This is a genomic window from Marivita sp., from assembly GCF_017643905.1.
Classification (GTDB): Bacteria; Pseudomonadota; Alphaproteobacteria; order Rhodobacterales; family Rhodobacteraceae; genus Marivita.
In genome coordinates this window covers 1-18,702 of record NZ_JAEPMO010000094.1, presented here as the reverse complement: position 1 = coordinate 18,702, position 18,702 = coordinate 1, and the positions used below count along the sequence as shown (strand labels likewise).

Below are 18,702 nucleotides of genomic sequence, written 5' to 3'. Positions count from 1 at the left end.
TCTCGGTGGAAAGCGCATGGCCATTCGTGTGGCAGAACTCGCTCGCGCAGGGATCACGCCAGACTGGATGCCAGGTGCAGTGCCACGCTGCGTGCCAGTCGAGATGAAACGCAACCGGCACGGGAATCATGCAACCACCGTGGTGGTAGGCTCTGAGCGCGTACTGTCGCGCGGGAAGTGGCGGACAGTTGAGCTTCGGGCCTGTCCGGTGATGTTTCGACCGGATTCTCGCCTGATCGAGGCTGCAAGGCGGGCGTATAACGAGTGGTGGCAAGCGCTGGTTTGGATCCGTGATGGGCTCATCAGCGGTGACATGTTGAGAGAGCTCACTGTGACAAGCGTGACGCCGAAGGCCAAGCCGTGGGCGCGGGATTGAAGGCAGTCAGCACGGGCGGGCAGCGGTCATTCGCTGTCTGAACTCCGCAGGTCTGGTTTTCGAACTTTTTCTACATCCAACAGCGCCAACTGAAACGCTGGCAACAACTTGCATCACACGGCGATCGGCGCATCTTGCGTATGCGGGACAATTTCCGCCCCGCTTTTCGCGTCTACAACAACCAGCCCTCCACTCTTATGGATAAGCGTGATGTCCTTGCGCTCGAAATTTGCGACAAGCGCTTCCCAGCTATTTGCAGCGGAGATGGCATCCCGGATGATCGTTGCGACAAGGGCGAGGTCGTCCGGGAGCGCGTCGGACACCGCATCTTCCGTGCTTTTCGCCAATGCGGCGTTACCAACGACGGGCTGGGTTTTGTGTTACCGCGCTTTAGGCTCACCGACAGGTAGCCCGTTGCGACCTTCTTAGCGCAGCGGCCTAAAGATCAACTCGGGCAGAACGGTTTCCCAGCTATCGCGGCCCAATGTACCGTGAAACTCTTCCTTGTTGTCGACTTTACGCCAGTTGACGATAGCACCCACTTGGCCCTTGTCGAAGGCATGGCCCGGGGGAGGTTGCCAGGCATTGACCATCCGACCAAGCAATCGTTCGCTGGCATCGATCAGCACCCATTTCCCGTCCCGCTGTTCAAGCGTCAGCGGATCACCCACCTTTGCATCGCGGATGGCTGCTAAACTATGTTGGTTGATGTGTTTGCGCCCGGCAAACGACAGATCGACCAATCTTAGGCTCGGCAAGACATATATGTCGGCGGCGGGAAGTTCGTGCGTCGCCTCGACGGAAACTTTACGGCGCAGAACCGAAGGCGCTTCTACGTCCAGCAGATGATGCGGACCTTGGGTCAGCACGGTCAGGCTTTGACGGGCACGGGTCATGGCAACATAGAACAGGCGCCGCGGCGCATCCGTGTCTTCGTTACGCGACGGATTACTCCAATCGCCGTTCAGGATGACCACGTGGTCAAACTCGAGGCCCTTGGCGCGGTGCGCCGTCAGCAAGAGCAGACCACGTTGCTGGCCCCGCGTATCGCGCGCCCACTCGGCAATCCATTCGATGATGTCGGGAACAGGCATGGTGCCGGTGTTCAATTCCCGCGCCAGATCGGCGATCCCTTCCGCCAGAAGGCTGATCCATCTGTTCAGGGGCTGTTCATTGAGGATGTCGAGAATGTCCTGGATGCACAGCAACGCCGCCTTGCGTTGACGCAGCCCCGCTACCAGACGCTGCGTTTCGCGCAGGCGCCATATGCTGGGCATGTCCTCGTTCGCCATCTCGACCTTGATCCCCTGCGCCTCGGCATAGGCGCGCACGGCATTCAGGGCATGCCATGTCCGCGAAATCACCGCGGCGCGATTCCACTTCCAGTCCGGATCGAGGCGCGACAGTCGGCTGAGTTCGTCAATCGCGGCAGCGGCTTGCGCCATGTCGCTCGGCGGCACGTCGAGCAGCTGAACCTGCCCCTTGGCGACCGTATCGGCCTGTTCCAGAGCCCCTCCTGCGGCGCGTTTGAGCCGCGCCGCATCGATCCGGATCGGGTGATCACGCTTCATCCGGGCCGAGGCTTTCGAAATCACGTGGTTGGAGGCATCGATGATGTGGGCTGTCGATCGGTAGTTTTCGACGAGGAACGCCGGCCTTGCCTTATAGTCGTCCTCGAACCTGCGGATGTACTCGACCGATGCACCGCTGAAGGCGTAGATGTTCTGATCGTCGTCCCCGACCGCGAAGAGACTGAGCTTGAGGTCGGCGTCTTCCAGCGTGCGCCCGGCCACGGCGGCGATAAGCGCATATTCCTGCGGGCCGATGTCCTGGTATTCATCGACCAGGATCCAGCGATAGCCCTGGATCAGGGCTTCCCTCTGGGCCTCCGCCTCGGATTTCGTGAGGCCTTCGGGGTTGAGCTGGCGCACCGCTTCCATCACGACCGTATCGAAATCTTCGGACGCGGCCTGCACCCCGGCGAAACTCGCACCGACCAGTTTCATGGCCAGCGCGTGACAGGTCGAAATGGTCACGCCCACGGCATCATCGCCCACCAGCGCGCGCAGCCGGGCGCGGATTTCGGCGGCGGCATGGCGGTTGTAGGCCAGCACGAGAATGCCGCGCGGATCCTCGCGCTTGATCCGCAAGAGGTATGCGATCCGGTGGACCAGAACCCGTGTCTTGCCCGACCCCGGACCGGCCAGGATCAGGACATTGGTGCGGTCCCGATCATCGGTCACGATCTCCTGTTGCGTCTTGTTACCCAGATCCTCGACGATGGATTTCCAGGATTTGCCGGTGGTCTGGCGGCGGATCTGGCTTGCCTTGCCGGGCATCCACCGCTTGAGGAACTGGTCCTTGTTGAGCAGGAAGTAATCCTCGGACAGGCGGATCGCGTCGGGCATGGAGGACAGGCCCGTTTCGGCATAGGTCGCCATCACATGGGTCTGTAGCGTCTGTTCGGCGTAATGATCCTCGAGGGGCGAGAAATCGGCCTGTGTGAAAGTCCCGCCTTTCGGGTTCAGGCAGATGGTCATCGCCGGACGGAACACGGTCAGGCCCTTGCCCAACGTCACCACGTCTTGCTCGTGCAGCCACAGGAGCGACCGCTCCAGCAGCTTAGTCATGTCGCGGATGCCGCTGCTCTGCAAAAGAGCATCCTGCTGAATCTGCGCGAGCAGATCGCCCACGGTAGTGTCGACCTGCAGATCCTTGCCGCGCGCGCCCTTGTCGAGGCGACCGATCAGGTGTTCGAGCAACAGACCGGCGGCCGCGCGACGCAGTTCCGCAGTCTGCGCAACCGTTTTCCAGGGGCGCTCAAGAGTGACCAGCAGAGTGTTGCGGCTGGCAGTCCTGAGGCTGATGTTGCCCTTACCGCCATCCTGCCCCCGTCCATCCCGCGCGATGCCCCGCAGGAGTTTGTCCACGATGTCGGGCCGTGCAGTCGCATGACCCCGGTCGCGCAGGCGTTGACATGTCTCGGCCAGATGCAGGGGGTTGGGCACCCTGTCATCGGCATCCGGCACCAGTTCCTGCATGAGCTGGATCAGATCGACCTCAAGTCTAGCCGCATCGGCAAGACGGGCCGCCGAGGCCTGGGCCACGCCGACATGGACGAAGACCGTCATTGCCACGTCGTTTCGCGCAAGGCCGAGGCTCTCGAGGTCAGCCATCGCTTTGGAAAGGGCACCGGGGGCCAGACCGCAGGCTGAGGACAGATCGTCGGTCGACACGCCTTCGTCAGCGGGCGTCGACATCAGATGCGCGATGATGTCGAGCAGTTGCTTGCGATAGGTCTCGGTGATCTCGGCGGTGGCCAGACGCGCGCGCGCCTCGTCCAGCGTTCGGGTGCGGAGCGAGGACGGGAAAACCTGCACCCGGTTTTCCTCGCGCGAGACGAGCGTCGCTTCTTCCAGCCAGGAGACCGCCGTCTTGACGCGCGTGTCGTCGGTCGCGCTGTCCCGGTCGAATTCACGGTCTTTTTCGGAGCGGATGATTTCGCCCGAGGTGGCGACTATCGTGCCTGTCTTCTTGGTTCGCTCGTCGATCCGTCGCAGCGCCTTGAGGATTGCGCCGATCTCGTGGCGTTGCAGGCGGGAACTGGCGGACAGGCGGAACTGGTTCTCGATGTCATCGGCGGCAAAAAGCAGGACACAATGGGCATCCTTCCGGTCCCGCCCGGCCCGCCCGGCTTCCTGCAGGTAATTTTCCAACGAACCGGGAATGTCGGCATGAACGACAAGGCGGATGTCGGGCTTGTCTATCCCCATGCCGAACGCATTGGTCGCCGCGATCACACGCAGATCGCCCACCCGGAACTTTTCCTGCACCTCTTTCTTCTCGTCCGTCCCAAGCCCGGCATGAAAGGCGGCGGCATCCATGCCCTGGGCCTCGAGGAACTCGGCCACGCGGTGCGTTTCTTTGCGCGAGGCACAATAGACGACGGCCCCGGAGCGCCCGTCGGAGGGCAGGAATTCCTCGATTGTGGACAGGACATGCGCCAGCTTCTCTGGCTTAGTCGTGGGCCGGACCGCAAAGGTCAGGTTCGGGCGCGATGCCCCGCCATCCAGCGTCAGCAGATCGACGCCAAGGCGCGTTCGGAAATGTTCGACAATGTCGGCCACCACCTCGGGCTTGGCGGTCGCGGTCAGGCATGTGATCGGCGCGGGCGTCTGATCACCGGAGAACTCGCGAATGAAGCGCCCGAGATAGCGGTAATCGGGTCGGAAATCATGGCCCCATTTCGAGACGCAATGCGCCTCGTCAACAACCCAGAACCCGACCTCCCGCTGGGCCAGAACCGAACGGATCGAAGTGCTGCGTAGCTGCTCGGGCGAGATGATGAGAATGCCTGCATTGCCCATGCGCACCTTGTCGAGCGCATCCTGCCGTTCCGGCATCGACATCATGCCGTTGATCGTCACGGCGCAGGAAATCCCCGCCCGCTCCATCCCCTGCACCTGGTCGGCCATGAGCGCGACAAGGGGCGAGATCACAACCGTCAGGGCACCCGTCTTGTCGTAGCGCGACAGGGCAGGCACCTGATAGCACAGTGATTTTCCTGTGCCGGTCGGCAAGATGCCCAGAAGACTATTGCCGGACATGCCTTCGTCGACGATACGCTCCTGCAACGGGCGGCCTTCGGGGTCCACGGGTTCCGGGCGGAAGGCATCAAAGCCGAACCATCGCTGCAGCGCGCGCACAGGATCATTCTGTTCTGCACACCAGCTGCAGCCGGGATCGCGGCACGAGGTGTCGCGCAGATGGCGCACGATCAGGGAAGCCTCCCGGAACTGTGCACGAACCCAGGGCGGCATGACCGAGTCCCCGCCCGCCACCGTGATCCAGGACAGCGCATAGGCCATCGCCCAGCCATTGCGCGGGTTGGACATGCGGCCCAGCGTCTGGTCGATCCGCTTTTGGCAAGCTTTGCCGGACAGCATTCGATGCAGGGCCGCATGTACCTCGTTTTCGTTTGGACAAGGCGCTGCGCGAACATAGGCAAAGACAGCATCAAAGCCCGCTGCCCGCTCCATCCGCGTCGTGAGATAGTGATAGGCGGCCAAGGCATCGGGCTGGGTTTTCTTCAGGGTGGCAAAGGCATCGAGCTGGTTAGCCAAGACCTCGAACACCAGCCTTGCGTCCAGTTCGGGGTCGTTGACATGCCCCTTGGCGAGGCGACCATCCTGATAATGCTTGACCAGATGGTGATACGGGTTGCGCGGAAAGGCGAGCGGGTTGAGCCAGAGCGTGTCGATCGGCGCGTCCATCATCCGCGAAAGGCGTGGCCTCGCAGCGATCAGGTGCTGCATGTCATGGCTGAGAAAGTTGTGGCCGATCGGGTGGTCCACGTCGCTTATGGCGGCTTCGAGATCGTCAAGCTGGCGGACGCTCGGTTCGCCGTGCGTGATCAGGACACGGCAGTCATCGTGACGAACCGCGGCCATGGCAAAGACGCGGGCAGTGCTTGGGTCGACCTCCAGATCGACAGCCAAGCATCGCGACAACAACGCGCCATGCCTTTCTTCCATGGTTTAACCAAGCTCCGGAACCGATTGGAAACAAAGGATACGTTTCCATGACCAAACACAAGCAAGTCAGCAAAAATGATCGTTAAACGGGACATTTGTGTCAAACCTAGTCCTCCAAGCGCATTGCGGACGAGAGCTGGGTGTTGGTCAGGCCGCCATCCCGAAGAAATTGGTGCTCACGACCCCTTTTCATCACCTGGTCAAACCCATGATTTATTGAGAAGATACGGCTGAAAGAGCCAGATCGGAGCCCATGTTGACCAATTACTACGACAGCAACGCGAATGGCTTCATCGCCACCACGCGCGACGTCGATATGTCGGATGCGCGGGAACGGTTTCTGGCGGCTGTGCCTGCGCGGGCGGATGGTCCAGCACGTATTCTCGATGCCGGATCAGGGTCGGGGCGCGATGCGCTGGCTTTCCGCGTCTCAGGCTACGATGTGAAGGCCTTCGATGCCGCGCCTGCCATGGTGGCTGCCACGCAAGCGCATTCGGCAGTCGAGACCCGACTGATGCGTTTCGAGGATTTCGCCTGGGAGCATTCGCTCGAAGGCATCTGGGCCTGCGCCTCGCTGCTGCATGTGGCCGATGCGGAACTGCCCGGAGTCGTTGACCGCCTTGCCGACCATCTGGTTCCTGACGGCGCGCTCTACCTGTCATTCAAGCGCGGCACCGGCGAGCGGGTGAAGGACGGACGCCGATTTACCGACATGACGTCGGAAACTCTGGCGGCGCTCCTCGACCGATCCGGCGTGTTCGGCGAACCTGATATCTGGGAAAGCCGCGATTGCCGCCCGGATCGCGCTTTTGAAGTGTGGGTGAATGCTGTGGTGGTCAAGCGATGAGTGGCGAGGAAGATGACCTGCCTTGTCCTCTCTGCGATGCCGCCGCCAGCGCCATCGTGGAATGCGACGCCCAGGTCATCCTGATCCGCCACGGCGCGGGTCTTGCCCTTGCGCCCCGTCGTCATGTCGCTCGCTGGCGGGAGCTTTTCACCGCAGATCAAGCGGCCCTTGCTGCCAGGATCGGGGCGGCGCAAACCCTGCTCGAGACCGAGGGCACCACCGCGCGGGTGACGCTGGTCGAGACTGGCGGACATGTGCACCTGCGCCTTGATCCGCCATTGGCGGCACCCGGTCCCTTGCCGGGCATGCCCCATGATCGCCCGCTGATCTCGGGCGGTGAAGATGCGCTGCACGCCCATCTGCGCCCCCTGATCGACCGCGCGCGCGCCGTCGATCTGTCGGTGTCCTTCCTGATGACCTCCGGCGTCAGGCTGGTGCTGCCGCATCTGCGCGATCTGCTGGACCGTGGCGGCGAGTTGCGCCTCTTGACCGGCGACTATCTGGGCGTGACGGAACCGGCGGCGCTACGGCTGATTTCCGACCTTGAGGGCACGCGCAGGCTGCATGTGTTCCAGGCCGCACAGATCCCGTTCCACCCGAAAGCATGGATGTTCACCCTCGCGGGCGACGGCGGGGCGTTGATCGTCGGGTCGTCGAACCTATCCCGGTCGGCGCTGACAGACGGCATCGAATGGAATCTGCGCCATGTCGATCCGGTCGATCCCGCCCCGCTTCTGGCCGCCCGCGCGGCCTTCGAGGCTCTGCTGGCCCGGCCCGAGGTCACAGAGCTGACGCCCGCGTGGATCGACGCTTACGAGGCGCGTCGCATCGCCCCCCTGCCCACGGCCAGCGACGCACCGATAGAAGCCGCGGAAACCGCCCCCACCCCGCACGAGGTTCAGGCCGAGGCGCTGGCAGCCCTGCGCGCAACCCGGGCGAAGGGTTATGGCGCCGGGCTGGTGGTTTTGGCCACGGGCCTTGGCAAGACCTTCCTTGCGGCCTTCGACAGCGCCGACGCGGCCCGCGTCCTGTTCGTGGCGCATCGCGAGGAAATCCTGACCCAAGCAATGGCCGCCTTCCGCGCCGTCCGCCCCCGCGCCCGGCTTGGTCGCTACAGCGGCGAGGAAAAGGACGCCGAGGCCGATATCGTCTTCGCTTCTGTCCAGACCTTGGCGCGCAACACGCATCTGACACGGTTCGATCCGCGGGCCTTTGACTACATCGTTGTGGACGAATTCCACCACGCCGCCGCCACCACCTATCGGCGGATCATCGACCATTTCCAGCCCAGCTTCCTTCTGGGCCTGACTGCCACACCCGACCGCAGCGATGGTGGCGACCTGCTGGGGCTGTGCGAAGAAAACCTTGTCTACGAATGCGATCTCTGGTCGGGCATCGACCGGGGGCTTCTGGCGCCCTTCCACTATTTCGGCGTGCCCGACCCGGTCGAATACTCCCAGATCCCCTGGCGCAGCGGGCGTTTCGACGAAGCGGCCCTGACTGAAGCGGTCGCCACCCAGGCCCGCGCCGAAAACGCCCTGGAACAGCTTGCCAAGCGCGGCGGCAAGAAGACAATCGGCTTCTGCGTGTCCCGCCGCCACGCCGATTTCATGGCCGATTTCGCGCAAGCGCGCGGTCTGCGGGCCGTGGCGGTCCATTCCGGGGACACCTCCGCCCCTCGCGCCAGCGCGCTGAAGGCGCTGGAGGACGGCGATCTCGACATCGTCTTTGCTGTCGACATGTTCAACGAAGGTGTCGATGTGCCCTCGATCGACACGGTGCTGATGTTGCGCCCGACCGAAAGCCCGGTGATCTGGCTGCAACAACTGGGCCGCGGATTGCGCCGGTCAGTTGAAAAAACGCATCTGGCCGTCATCGATTATATCGGCAACCACCGGATTTTCCTGACGAAGTTCCGCACGCTTCTCAAGCTGGGCGCAGGCGACGGCGCGTTGCGGCTGGCGCTGGAGCGGCTGACCGACAAGCTGATCCAGTTCCCGGTAAGCTGCGAGGTGACCTATGACCTCCAGGCGCTCGATATTCTGCGATCGCTGATCCGCCAGCCACGCGATGGCGAGGAACTGGCCGCCTTCTACCGCGATTTCCGCCAGCGCCACGGCACAAGGCCCACCGCGTCTGAGGTGCAGCACGCGGGCTTCAACCCCGGCCGCACGGGGCATGCGGGCTGGCTGGGGTTCGTGGCCGACATGGGTGATCTTTCCAAGGCGCAGCGCACCACCTGGAATGCGCATCGCGCGCTTTTGGACGAGATCGAAACAACCCGAATGACCCGCAGTTACAAGATGCTGGTCCTGCGCGCGATGATCGAGGCGGGCACTTTCCCGGGCCGGATCGCGCTGACCGATCTCGTGGAGCGCGTCGCCCGTCTGGCCCGCCGCAACCCGCAGATAAAGACGGACCTGAGCGTAGATCCGGACGACGCGCCGCGGCTGCGCGCGCTCCTGATGCAGCAACCGCTGAAGATCCTGGCCGAGACGGATTGGTTCCAGTTGGGGCCGGGCTCCTTCGAGACCACGTTCGCCGACGGCGAGACCGCGGCCCTCACCGCACTCACCTCGGAACTCGTGGACTGGCGGCTGCTGCGATATCTCCAAGCGCGGGACGTGACCTATGATATGCCCGAGGGCACCGGACTGGCGGAAGACGCCGAAGGTGCTGCCCCTGCTCCCATAGCCCCAGCCAAGGGACTGACCCTCTGGCAGGAATATCAGCGCGACCAGATCGCGCCGCATTTCGGGGCGGTGTTCAACACGGGCTCTTGGAACGCCGGTATCGTGGTTCTAAAGGGTGTGCGGGCGATGATCCTTTTGGTGACGATGGACAAGGGCAGCATGTCAGTCGGCAGCCATTACGCCGACCAATTTGCCAGCCCCACGCGCTTTGTCTGGCAGACCCAGACCAGCACCCGCCGCGACGACATGCGCGGTCGCATCATCTCGGGCGCAGCACCTGGCTGGACGGTTCACCTGTTTCTTCGAAAATCGAAACTGCGCGATGGGCGCGCAGCCCCGTTCCGCTATGCTGGGCCGGTGCAATTCGCGGGCTGGGAGGGCGAAGCTCCGATAACGGTGCAGTGGGATATTGCCGAGCCCGTACCACAGCAGCTGCGGGAGTTGTATGGCGTCCAGTGTTGATTGGCGGCGATCGAAATGGGCGGGAAGCGGTCATTCTCTGCGTTGTGCATGGACGTCAGCTGTGCGGACTTTGCCGCCGTTTCTAATTGTGCCGCCCGTGTCCTGAGCTGCCGTTCACGACGGCCGCAGCGAGCGGCGGCATCGAACTTGAGGCATCTCCATAACCCTGAGCATCAGACTTCAAGCTTGAGCAGCGGCTCGTAGGGTGCGAGCGGCGGGACGTGCAGCCGCGCGCTCTCGCCGAGCGCGATGCGCCCAGGCCGCTCGACCCAAGCCGTGATCCCCCGCTTGCCACGGGCAAGCGCCGGAAAGTGGCGGCCATGGCCGGGACGCGCGGCTTCGATCTCCTCGGCAGGCAAACGGCAGGGGGCGTTCTCCATGTCGACGACCAGCCCCGTGCCGCCCTCGAACACAAGCCGCGACGAGGGCGGAATGCGCGTGAATTGCGGCGCGCCCTCCACGACCATCGAGGCGCCGAGCCAGCGGGGATCGAGCGCGTCGAGCTCGAGCGCGGCCGCGATCTCCGCCAGTTCCTCGGCCGAGACGATGCTGATCTGGCGCGAATTGCGCACTTGCGTGCCAACCGGATACTGAAGCTTCAGGCGCGAGCAGGAGGCGCGCGTCAACCCGCCATGGGATTCGCCTGCGAACCCTTCGAAGGTGACCTCGACCGCCTCGATCGGGTCCGAGGCAAGGCCCTGCTCCCGATCGTGCACGACGCCCAGCCAGACGACCCGCATGTAGATATCGGTGGGCCTCAGTATCGACATTCCACCATCCTCCCGATCCCTTGGGCGCCCGTCATGATCCCGCGTCTTTCGCCTCGCCTTCGGCCTCGAACAGGCGGCGGCGCGACATGAAGATGTGATTGCGCATCACCAGCCCGAACCCGGTCGGATCCTGGTCCTCGGCCACGCGCACCAGTTCGCTGATCTCGCCGCAGACCGCCGAGACGATCGGCTCCCATTGCATCAGCGGCAGGGTGATCAGCCACATGCGCGAGGTCTGAAAGAACAGGCCCAGCTGCATCTCGCGCAGGTACCGGTTCTGTGTCCGCTCGGTGAGATCCGTGTAGTAGCCGACGTTGACGTCGGCGAAGCCCTGTACGTCGCTCGGCTCGAGATCCGCGAAGCTCTGGCGCCATCCCCGGAGCCGCTCGATGAACTCGGGCTCGAACGGAGTTCTCAGGTACGGGCCCGACTGCATCGCGAGGATCATCCGCAACTCGTAGACCTCGGCCAGTTCATTGCGATCGATCGAGGTGACGCGCGTGCCGACGCCATGGCGGATCTCCACCAGCCCGTCGTGCTCCAGCTTGGCAAGTGCGCGACGCACCGGCGAGCGGCTCACCGAGAACTGTCTTGCCAGCGTTTCCTCGTGCAGCAGCTCGCCCGGCGCGACCCGGTTGGTGCAGATCCAGGCGCGCAACTCGTCGTAGATCTCAACCGGGCGCGGCTTCGCCGTATGCCCTGCTTCGCCGTGTGTCGTCCCGTTCATAGCACGTCCCCCGGCAGGGCGAACCTGCGGTCCAGCCAGCGCATGAACTGCGCCGCCAGGAGGCTCAGCACAAGAAAGAAAGCGCCCGCCAGCGTGATCGGTTCGGTGTAACGGAAGGTGTCGTTGCCGATGATCCGGGCGGTCGCCACCAGCTCGATCACGGTTATGGCCAGCAGCACGGGCGTCTCCTTGAACATCGCCACGAAGTAGTTGCCCAGCGGCAGGATCACTGGGGGCAGGGCTTGGGGAAGAATGATCCGGCGGAAGGTAAGCGCCCGCGTCAGGTTGATCGCCCGCGCCGCCTCCCACTGGCCGCGCGGCACCGCCTCGAGCCCCGAGCGGTAGACCTCCGCGCAATAGGCCGAATAGTGCAGGCCGAGGACGAGCACGCCGGTCAGCGTCGCCGACAGCAGGATTCCGTACATCGGCAGGAAGTAGTAGACCGCGAAAAGTTGGATCAGCAGCGGCGTGCTGCGCATGAACTCGACGAAGAGCCTGACCGCGAAGCTGACGACGGGGATCTCCATCATCGCCAGCACCGCCCAGACCAGCCCGACCAAGGCCGCCAGCGCGAAGCCCATGACGGTGATCCGAAGCGTCACCAGCGACGCCTCGGCCATCTGCGGCAGGATGTCGATCGCATAGCTCCAGTCCCAGATCATCGTGCGCTGACCCCGGCGACGCCGCGCGCGAAACGCCGCTCGAGAAGCTTCATGCCGATGGTGATCGACAGCCCGATCGCAAAATACATGAACAGGATGATCGTGAAGACCTCGACCGTCCGGTACGTGGTCTGGTTAAGCTGATAGGCGGTGTAGGTCAGGTCCGATATGCCGATGAACGAGACGAGCGCCGTCAGCTTGAAGAGCTGGATCGCGAGATTCCCGAAGGGTGGGATCATCATGCGTACCGCCTGCGGCAGGATGATCCGGCGCATCCGGTTGAAGGGCGAGAGGTTGAGCGCGATCGCGGCCTCGCGCTGGTCGCGCGGGACGGCCCGCACCGAGGCCTGGACGACCACCGCCGCATAGGCCCCCACGTTGAGCGAGACGCCGAGCACGCCCGCCGTGAAGGGCGCGATGGTGGGCCCGAACAGAGGCAGGACGTAGAACAGCCAGAACAGCTGCACCAGCGCGGATGTGCCGCGAAAGACCTCGACATAGGCGGTGCAGAGCCAACGTATCGGCCACCATGGCGAGAGCCGCCCGAGGCCGGCCGCGAACGCGATGACCAACGTCAGAACGGCCGACACGCCGAGGATCTGAAGCGTGACCAGCGCGCCGTCGAGGAAGACCTCCGGGTTGGCCGCGAACGGCGTGCGCTGGAAATAGATCAACCCCAGCGTCAGTGTCGCGATCAGCACGGCGGTCAGGGCCGGTATCGACATGCGGGCTCCAGAGTCTTTCGGACGCGCCGGGCGCGGGCCCGGCGCGTATCGGGGATCAAAGCCCCTCGGCGCAAAGCTCTTCCATGGTCTTCGCCGGGCCGTCCGCCGCGGTGAAGCCCCAGGCGCCCGCCATCTCCAGATAGCCGCCGCTGCTCATGTAATCGGCCTGGATCCCGTCGAAGGCGTCGCGAAAGGCCATCTGGGCAGCAAGCGCCGCCTCGTCCTGGCCCTTCGGAAAGGCGATGGCGCCATGGCCCTTATAAATCTCGCCCGCAATCTCGGTGATCGAGCCCGAGCTTTCCACGCCGATCAGGTCGCCCGCCGTGCGCACGATGTCGGCGATGGCGAAGGCCGATAGCGCGAAGCCGTCCGCCCGACCCGACATCACGGCGGAAATTCCGGCGGCCTTGTCGCCCACCTTGAGCAGTTTCTCGTCGGGCACCCCGTCGCGCTTGGCCAGCGTCTCCTCGGTGCCGCCGGCCAGCACCGCAAGAACCGCGCCGTCGGTTTCGGCTATGTCCTTGAAGGTCTTCAGCCCCTTCGGATTGCCGGCTTTCACGACATAGGCCGCACCCTGACCGAAGGTCGGCTCGGCGAAAAGCACCTGTTCGCAGCGCTCGGGGCGGATATAGATGCCGGCTGCCGCAAGATCGATGCGGCCCGCCACGAGCGACGGGATCAAGGCGCCGAAATCCATAGCGACGTAATCGATCTTGTCGATGCCCATTTCACCCAGCACGTGCTGCACGACCTCGACCTGTTCGCCGGTGAAGCTGCCGTCAGGTTGCTTGTAGCCGTAGGGCGCATAGCCGGCGATGCCGACCGTCACACCCTCGGCACGATATTTGTCCAGAAGACTCGTTTCGGCCTGCGCCGCACTGGCCAGCCCGAGGGCCAGCACGGCAGCTTGCAGAACGGCGGATAGGCGGTGGGACTTCATCATTTCGGGGTCTCCCTGCGCTTTTGTTTTGGCGCCGGCGCGGTGTTCTGCGTCGGCCACCCTATGCTCCCACAGAACGGTGACAAGTCCAGAGAAAAATACATCTTCCCGAAAGTCACCTTGGCTGACTTAGAAAGAATTGGGAAAAGCGGTTGTAAAATAATAGAGATGTATACAAACTGGGCGTGTTGCGCGTGGAGAGATACACATCATGTCTCAGCCGGATCAGACGCCCGGAGCGATGCCCGCCGGTCGCGAATCGTCTGCCGACGCTCCCATGGTGCGCTTCAGGGGCGTGACCAAGCGCTATGGCGAGCTGACGGTGCTCGACAAGCTGGACCTCGACGTGGCCGAGGGCGAGATGGTCTCGATCATCGGCCCTTCCGGTTCCGGCAAAACGACGGTTCTTCGCGTCCTGATGACGCTCGAACGGATCGACGAGGGCGTGATCGAGGTGGGCGGCGAGTGCCTCACGCACATGGAGCGCGGCGGCCAGCAGGTGGCGGCCGACGAACGCCACCTCAGGCGCATCCGCGGCCAGATCGGCATGTGCTTCCAGCAGTTCAACCTGTTTCCGCACATGACCGCGCTCGAGAACTGCATGGAGGGGCCCGTCTATGCCCTTGGCCTGCCGAAGGCCGAGGCGCGCGACCGCGCCGAGGAACTGCTCGAGATGGTGGGCCTCGCCGAAAAACGCGAGAACTACCCGAGCCAGCTGTCAGGCGGCCAGCAGCAGCGCGTCGCCATCGCCCGCGCCCTCGCGATGCGCCCCCGCGTGATGCTCTTCGACGAGGTGACCTCGGCGCTCGATCCCGAAGTCACGGGTGAGGTGACCGGCGTCATCCGCAAGCTCGCGACCGAGCACAACCTGACGATGCTGATGGTGACCCACCAGATGGAATTCGCCCGCGACGTCTCGGATCGCGTCTGCTTCTTTTGCGACGGCCGCATCGAGGAGGAGGGGTCGCCGACCGAGTTCTTCACCGCGCCCCGCAGTGAACGCACGCGGCAGTTCCTCAGCGCCGTCCGTGCAGCCGCCTGAAGAGCGGAGGCGACTGCCTTTGAGCTGGGTAAGGTACGCATTCTGGAAGGAAGACCTTACCCGGCGGTGAAATAAGGCCAGCGTGGCAAGAGCGGTCAATGAACGGACAGCCCGGTTTCTCAGATCTTGAGGCCGCCCGCAGCGTAGGTCTGCTTTTCCGTCGGTTTGACCGATGCTGCGTCCCCTTCGGCCAGTCTCCTTTGGGCTCAGCACTGACCAACGCCGCATGAGGGACAGACACCCGCTTTGAAATGGCGAACGGCAAGACCGTTCGCCAAGATCGCTCAGATATCAATGCGCTCAGCGATGCTCAGGGCATCTTCGAGTTCGACGCCAAGATAACGCACTGTACTGTCGACCTTCGTGTGACCAAGCAGCAGTTGCACCGCGCGGAGATTGCCTGTCTTGCGGTAAATCTCCGCCGCTTTTGTACGGCGAAGTGAATGCGTGCCATAACCACTTGGTTCAAGGCCGATTGCAGTCACCCAATCGCGGACAAGCCGACCATACTGTCGGGTGGAGATGTGCGGCCGGTCATGGAACCGGCTTGGGAACATAAAGCGGCAAGCAAACATCTCGGGTGATTTAACCCACGCCAGGACGGTATCGCGTGTGTTTTCGGTCAATTCAAACTGTACTGGCCGCTTGGTCTTGCTCTGGATCACCGAAACGCGTTCTCGCACGCGATCATCTTTTACCAGGTCAGACACCGCTAATCTGACAAGATCACAGCCCCGCAACTTGCTATCGATGGCGACGTTGAACAAAGCCAGATCGCGCAGATAACCCGCGAGTTCGAGCCTTGCCCGGATTGCCCAGACCTGTTTTGGCAGTAAAGGCCGTTTTTGACCGATGATCCGCCCCTTGTTCCAGGCTCTGCGTTTCGGGGTTGTCGCAGGAAGTTGGACTCTTGGCATGATTTGCTCTCCGATCCTCCCTCCAAACCCAGTCACCCGCACCATGCGGGCAATGAGATTGTATCGTCCTTGGCAAGGGCAGCTGTCAGAGGCCGACCGACTGCATCGACGCTGCATGCGCAATCGGCGGCAGAGAGGCCGACCAAATCTGATGCTGCAGCATGCACGAATGTCCGGTTTGAAAAGTGCGACGTCAATCCGATCTGGAGGATGCCGGGACCGGGACACGTTGTCTTGTCCGGCGACGTGTCCGGCCCCACTGACTGTGCAAGCCGGTTGACTTGCGCTCACTCGATCGTAGTTGACTCGCTGCACCGCATGCTTAAAGCTTTGCCAAAAAAGAGGGGAAAAATCATGCCAAAAATTATCGGTGCAATGTCCCTCGCGGCCGTGCTGTTTTGTGCTAGCGGTGCGGTAGCGGGCGACGCGGCTGCGGGTGATGCGCGGTATCACGAGACCTGTCACGCCTGTCACGGGCCGGCTGGCAAGGGGGCGTCAAGCTATCCCAAGATCTCCGGGAACCCGATTGAATACACGCGCGAAAAACTGATGGCCTACAGGGCCGGTGAAAGGTTCGGCCCGAATTCGGCGCTCATGATCATGATGGCCAAGCCGCTGTCAGACGAGGAAATAGAGAACCTCGCGGTTTACCTGAAGGACGCCAAATACGAGCCATAACCCGTATAAAAAACAAGATTCCAATGGCTAATAGGGAGGAGCTAGGAATGAAACTTTCAACATACAGATCGCTTGCCGTATCCGCGGCGTCGGTCTTGCTCATGGGTGTTGCAGCAGCATCCGCGCAGGGAATGAACGTGCCCGTGATAAAGGCGACGCCCGTTCTGGAGGGGCTTGAGTCGCCGTGGGACATGTCGGTGCATGCTGACGGCACGATGTTCTTCACGGAGAAATGCAAAGGTTTGTCGATGCGGTCCCCGGATGGAACGGTGACGAACATCTACGGCATGAAAGGCTCCGAGGGCTATTCCGATGCAGGCGAAGACCTGTTCTGTGAAGGCCAGGCGGGCATGATGGGCGTCGCCTCCGATCGGGATTTCGATCAGAACCGCCGCCTCTACGTCGCATCGACATCCGACAAATACCACGGCGACGGGTGCAAGAGCAATTTCGAACGCTGCGACGGCAACATCGTCATGCGCCTCACTCTGAGCGAGGACATGATGAGCGTGGTCGACAGAACCGACATCGTCACGGACATCCAGTACAAGCCGTTCGAGTCCGACCAACCCTTTGGCGGTCCTGGTGCCCACAATGGCGGGCGCGTGCGGATTGGCCCGGGGGGTTACCTGTGGATCACTGGCGGCGACCGCCACAGTGGCATTTGCCCGCAATCCCCGGAGCTTCTGTGCGGCAAGGTCGTGCGTGTAGATACGGACGGAAACGCCCATCCCGACAACAACCCGCCGGCCGGGTTCGACAAGCGCATCTACACCTATGGCCACCGCAACGTGCAGGGCATCGATTTCCGCCCGAGCGATGGCAAAGCGTTCACGGCAGAGCATGGGCCGTGGCACAGCGATGAAATCACCGCGCTGGTGAACGGCGGAAACGCCGGTTGGGATCCTCAGCAGAACACTGCCGGAAGGGGCGAATGCCCCGACCAGTACTGCGGCTACGAGCCGGAGCAAATGGATGGGATGGATCCGGCGGTTCGCGCGGCCTACATGCCGATGAGCGACCCGCGCTTCGACGACCTGATGCCGCCCACCTGGAACAACAATGGCTGGTCGCAGGGCACATCTTCTGCCGCCTTCCTGAAGGGGGATAACTGGGGCATCTACGAAGGCCGGCTTGCCACGGGCGTCCTGGGCATCGGTTTCGGCGGAACACCGATTGGCCAGCGGATCGACATGATCTCGATCACGGACGACGGCTTGGCGATCAATGCGATTACCCGCATGCCGCTGGGCTTTTCGAAGCGTTTCCGCGGCTTGGTGATGGCGCCTGACAACTCGCTCTATGTCGCGACCGACGAAGGTGAAATCTATCAGGTTACCGCAACACCCATGCAGTAAGGCATAGCAGATCGAAACAGAGGGGCGAGCAGGGAAACAACTTGCTCGCCCTTTTTCATGATCATGCTCGATGAAGGCAGTCCCGATGAGCTTTCACCCAATGAGAGTGGTCGAAAAAATACAAGGAATGGCTGCAGGGATGTTTGCTTTTTTCTTGTCACTGATGCTGACGTCAGCTGTTCCTGCGGCGTCTCAGGAAACCTGGAATTGTGAGCAAACCGCTTTCTACGGTGTCTACGAAGACCCTTCGCTCACAAAGGGCGAGGCAACCTCAAGCACAAAACCACTGAAATGGATCAACGCAAACACCATCGGATTTGAATCCCTCGCGCTTGAGAGAATGAATCCGGGCTCGGAAACCTTTTTCAATCAGGCTTCGGAATCCACCCTGCACGTTTATCAAACCGAAAGGCCCTATTTGGTGATTCTCACACAGCCCCAGGTCTGGATGAACAAGTTCGGAAATTTGCGGGTACGTTTCTATAGATGCACGCCATAGAAGCCGAATGCGAAGAATGGCGTGGAAGCGATCTCGTGACACAGGGCTGCCTCGCAAGGTGAACCTTTTCTCTTCTGCCGATATCGCCGCCAAACCAAACGTCGACATTGGCGCGGCTGCAGCGAAGGCGCGCTTTGTCCCGCGATCGGTGAGTTGCCCTGACAATCCTTGCTGCGCAGCTTTCGAATGGCCAGTTTGACCGCCGCTGTGCAGCGTGTGTAACCGAGCACTTGCATCGATTTCCGTGCTGCGCGCGCGTGCAGCGAAAAATCCGAATTCACAGGATGGGCTCAAACCAGACCTTCGCTGCCTAATGCACCAAGGTCCGCTGTGGGCCGCTAGTGCTTGAAGCAATTTTCTCTGTGCCAAGTTAAAAACTCAGGCCGCGGCCGGTTGGCTGGACGTTCTGGAGTCAAGAGCTTGCCTGAAGCGTTGATGATGCCTTTAATAGCATCAATATCATTGCTCTGCC

The 18,702-nt window shown here is 62.5% G+C and carries 15 protein-coding genes and 1 pseudogene; 8 read left to right on the top strand and 8 right to left on the bottom strand.

Annotation, left to right across the window (positions count from 1 at the left end; translation table 11 throughout):
• Positions 1-376: pseudogene (locus JJ869_RS15140) on the top strand (hypothetical protein); the annotation flags it as partial.
• A gap of 113 nt (positions 377-489) precedes the next feature.
• On the opposite strand, the gene JJ869_RS15135 reads toward JJ869_RS15140, so the two are convergent.
• Together JJ869_RS15135 and JJ869_RS15130 are read right to left on the bottom strand one after the other, a co-directional pair.
• Positions 490-699, bottom strand: a complete 210-nt coding sequence (locus JJ869_RS15135) for a hypothetical protein (RefSeq protein ID WP_292268334.1) — start codon at positions 697-699, stop codon at positions 490-492.
• Between the two features lie 102 nt (positions 700-801).
• Positions 802-5,691, bottom strand: coding sequence for a RecQ family ATP-dependent DNA helicase (locus tag JJ869_RS15130; protein ID WP_292268332.1), 4,890 nt, complete (start codon positions 5,689-5,691; stop codon positions 802-804).
• Between the two features lie 3 nt (positions 5,692-5,694).
• On the opposite strand from JJ869_RS15130, the gene JJ869_RS15125 reads away from it, so the two are divergent.
• From JJ869_RS15125 to JJ869_RS15115, 3 genes are all read left to right on the top strand, one after another.
• Positions 5,695-5,961 carry a hypothetical protein gene (locus tag JJ869_RS15125; protein ID WP_292268330.1) on the top strand — a complete coding sequence of 89 codons (267 nt, stop codon included), beginning with the start codon at positions 5,695-5,697 and terminating at the stop codon, positions 5,959-5,961.
• Between the two features lie 202 nt (positions 5,962-6,163).
• On the top strand, positions 6,164-6,757 hold the full coding sequence (locus JJ869_RS15120) for a class I SAM-dependent methyltransferase (protein WP_292268328.1): 594 nt from the start codon (positions 6,164-6,166) through the stop codon (positions 6,755-6,757).
• Positions 6,754-9,912 carry a DUF3427 domain-containing protein gene (locus tag JJ869_RS15115; protein ID WP_292268326.1) on the top strand — a complete coding sequence of 1,053 codons (3,159 nt, stop codon included), beginning with the start codon at positions 6,754-6,756 and terminating at the stop codon, positions 9,910-9,912. The genes JJ869_RS15120 and JJ869_RS15115 overlap by 4 nt, the downstream gene beginning before the upstream one ends.
• A 173-nt stretch (positions 9,913-10,085) precedes the next feature.
• On the opposite strand, the gene JJ869_RS15110 is transcribed toward JJ869_RS15115, so the two are convergent.
• Genes JJ869_RS15110 through ehuB form a run of 5 tightly spaced genes read right to left on the bottom strand, consistent with a single transcriptional unit; the run spans position 10,086 to position 13,796 of the window.
• A complete protein-coding gene (locus JJ869_RS15110) occupies positions 10,086-10,682 on the bottom strand; it encodes a sulfurase (RefSeq protein WP_292268324.1) in 597 nt (198 codons plus the stop codon).
• A 31-nt stretch (positions 10,683-10,713) separates the two neighbouring features.
• Entirely contained in the window at positions 10,714-11,409 is a 696-nt protein-coding gene (locus JJ869_RS15105) for a GntR family transcriptional regulator (RefSeq protein WP_292268322.1), read from the bottom strand.
• Positions 11,406-12,071 (bottom strand): ectoine/hydroxyectoine ABC transporter permease subunit EhuD, encoded by a 666-nt coding sequence (gene ehuD, locus JJ869_RS15100; RefSeq protein ID WP_292268320.1) that lies wholly within the window; start codon positions 12,069-12,071, stop codon positions 11,406-11,408. Before ehuD ends, JJ869_RS15105 begins: the two co-directional genes overlap by 4 nt.
• A complete protein-coding gene (gene ehuC, locus JJ869_RS15095; protein ID WP_292268319.1) occupies positions 12,068-12,796 on the bottom strand; it encodes an ectoine/hydroxyectoine ABC transporter permease subunit EhuC in 729 nt (242 codons plus the stop codon). Before ehuC ends, ehuD begins: the two co-directional genes overlap by 4 nt.
• 55 nt (positions 12,797-12,851) lie before the next feature.
• Positions 12,852-13,796 carry an ectoine/hydroxyectoine ABC transporter substrate-binding protein EhuB gene (gene ehuB / locus JJ869_RS15090; RefSeq protein WP_292268318.1) on the bottom strand — a complete coding sequence of 315 codons (945 nt, stop codon included), beginning with the start codon at positions 13,794-13,796 and terminating at the stop codon, positions 12,852-12,854.
• Between the two features lie 181 nt (positions 13,797-13,977).
• Here ehuB and ehuA point away from each other — a divergent pair, with 181 nt between their 5' ends.
• Complete coding sequence (gene ehuA / locus JJ869_RS15085; protein ID WP_366510466.1) at positions 13,978-14,778, top strand: ectoine/hydroxyectoine ABC transporter ATP-binding protein EhuA; 801 nt, start codon at positions 13,978-13,980, stop codon at positions 14,776-14,778.
• A gap of 284 nt (positions 14,779-15,062) precedes the next feature.
• Here ehuA and JJ869_RS15080 read toward each other — a convergent pair whose 3' ends face one another.
• Positions 15,063-15,695 carry a tyrosine-type recombinase/integrase gene (locus tag JJ869_RS15080; protein WP_292268314.1) on the bottom strand — a complete coding sequence of 211 codons (633 nt, stop codon included), beginning with the start codon at positions 15,693-15,695 and terminating at the stop codon, positions 15,063-15,065.
• 354 nt (positions 15,696-16,049) lie between these two features.
• On the opposite strand from JJ869_RS15080, the gene JJ869_RS15075 reads away from it, so the two are divergent.
• The 3 genes from JJ869_RS15075 to JJ869_RS15065 all read left to right on the top strand — a co-directional run bounded on the left by JJ869_RS15075 (position 16,050) and on the right by JJ869_RS15065 (position 18,230).
• Positions 16,050-16,373: a c-type cytochrome gene (locus tag JJ869_RS15075; protein WP_292268313.1), complete on the top strand. Its 324-nt coding sequence runs from the start codon at positions 16,050-16,052 to the stop codon at positions 16,371-16,373.
• A 47-nt stretch (positions 16,374-16,420) separates the two neighbouring features.
• The gene (locus JJ869_RS15070; protein WP_292268311.1) at positions 16,421-17,731 is read left to right on the top strand and encodes a PQQ-dependent sugar dehydrogenase; all 1,311 of its coding nucleotides are present in this window, start codon (positions 16,421-16,423) and stop codon (positions 17,729-17,731) included.
• 85 nt (positions 17,732-17,816) lie between these two features.
• Positions 17,817-18,230 (top strand): hypothetical protein, encoded by a 414-nt coding sequence (locus tag JJ869_RS15065; RefSeq protein ID WP_292268309.1) that lies wholly within the window; start codon positions 17,817-17,819, stop codon positions 18,228-18,230.
• The last annotated feature ends 472 nt before the right edge of the window (positions 18,231-18,702 follow it).

Coding starts and splice junctions, on each gene's coding strand:
- JJ869_RS15130 (WP_292268332.1), bottom strand. CDS start 5,691: ATGCAGCACCTGATCGCTGCGAGGCCACGCCTTTCGCGGATGATGGAC.
- JJ869_RS15125 (WP_292268330.1), top strand. CDS start 5,695: ATGGCTGAGAAAGTTGTGGCCGATCGGGTGGTCCACGTCGCTTATGGC.
- JJ869_RS15120 (WP_292268328.1), top strand. CDS start 6,164: ATGTTGACCAATTACTACGACAGCAACGCGAATGGCTTCATCGCCACC.
- JJ869_RS15115 (WP_292268326.1), top strand. CDS start 6,754: ATGAGTGGCGAGGAAGATGACCTGCCTTGTCCTCTCTGCGATGCCGCC.
- JJ869_RS15110 (WP_292268324.1), bottom strand. CDS start 10,682: ATGTCGATACTGAGGCCCACCGATATCTACATGCGGGTCGTCTGGCTG.
- JJ869_RS15105 (WP_292268322.1), bottom strand. CDS start 11,409: ATGAACGGGACGACACACGGCGAAGCAGGGCATACGGCGAAGCCGCGC.
- ehuD (WP_292268320.1), bottom strand. CDS start 12,071: ATGATCTGGGACTGGAGCTATGCGATCGACATCCTGCCGCAGATGGCC.
- ehuC (WP_292268319.1), bottom strand. CDS start 12,796: ATGTCGATACCGGCCCTGACCGCCGTGCTGATCGCGACACTGACGCTG.
- ehuA (WP_366510466.1), top strand. CDS start 13,978: ATGCCCGCCGGTCGCGAATCGTCTGCCGACGCTCCCATGGTGCGCTTC.
- JJ869_RS15080 (WP_292268314.1), bottom strand. CDS start 15,695: ATGCCAAGAGTCCAACTTCCTGCGACAACCCCGAAACGCAGAGCCTGG.
- JJ869_RS15075 (WP_292268313.1), top strand. CDS start 16,050: ATGCCAAAAATTATCGGTGCAATGTCCCTCGCGGCCGTGCTGTTTTGT.
- JJ869_RS15070 (WP_292268311.1), top strand. CDS start 16,421: ATGAAACTTTCAACATACAGATCGCTTGCCGTATCCGCGGCGTCGGTC.
- JJ869_RS15065 (WP_292268309.1), top strand. CDS start 17,817: ATGAGCTTTCACCCAATGAGAGTGGTCGAAAAAATACAAGGAATGGCT.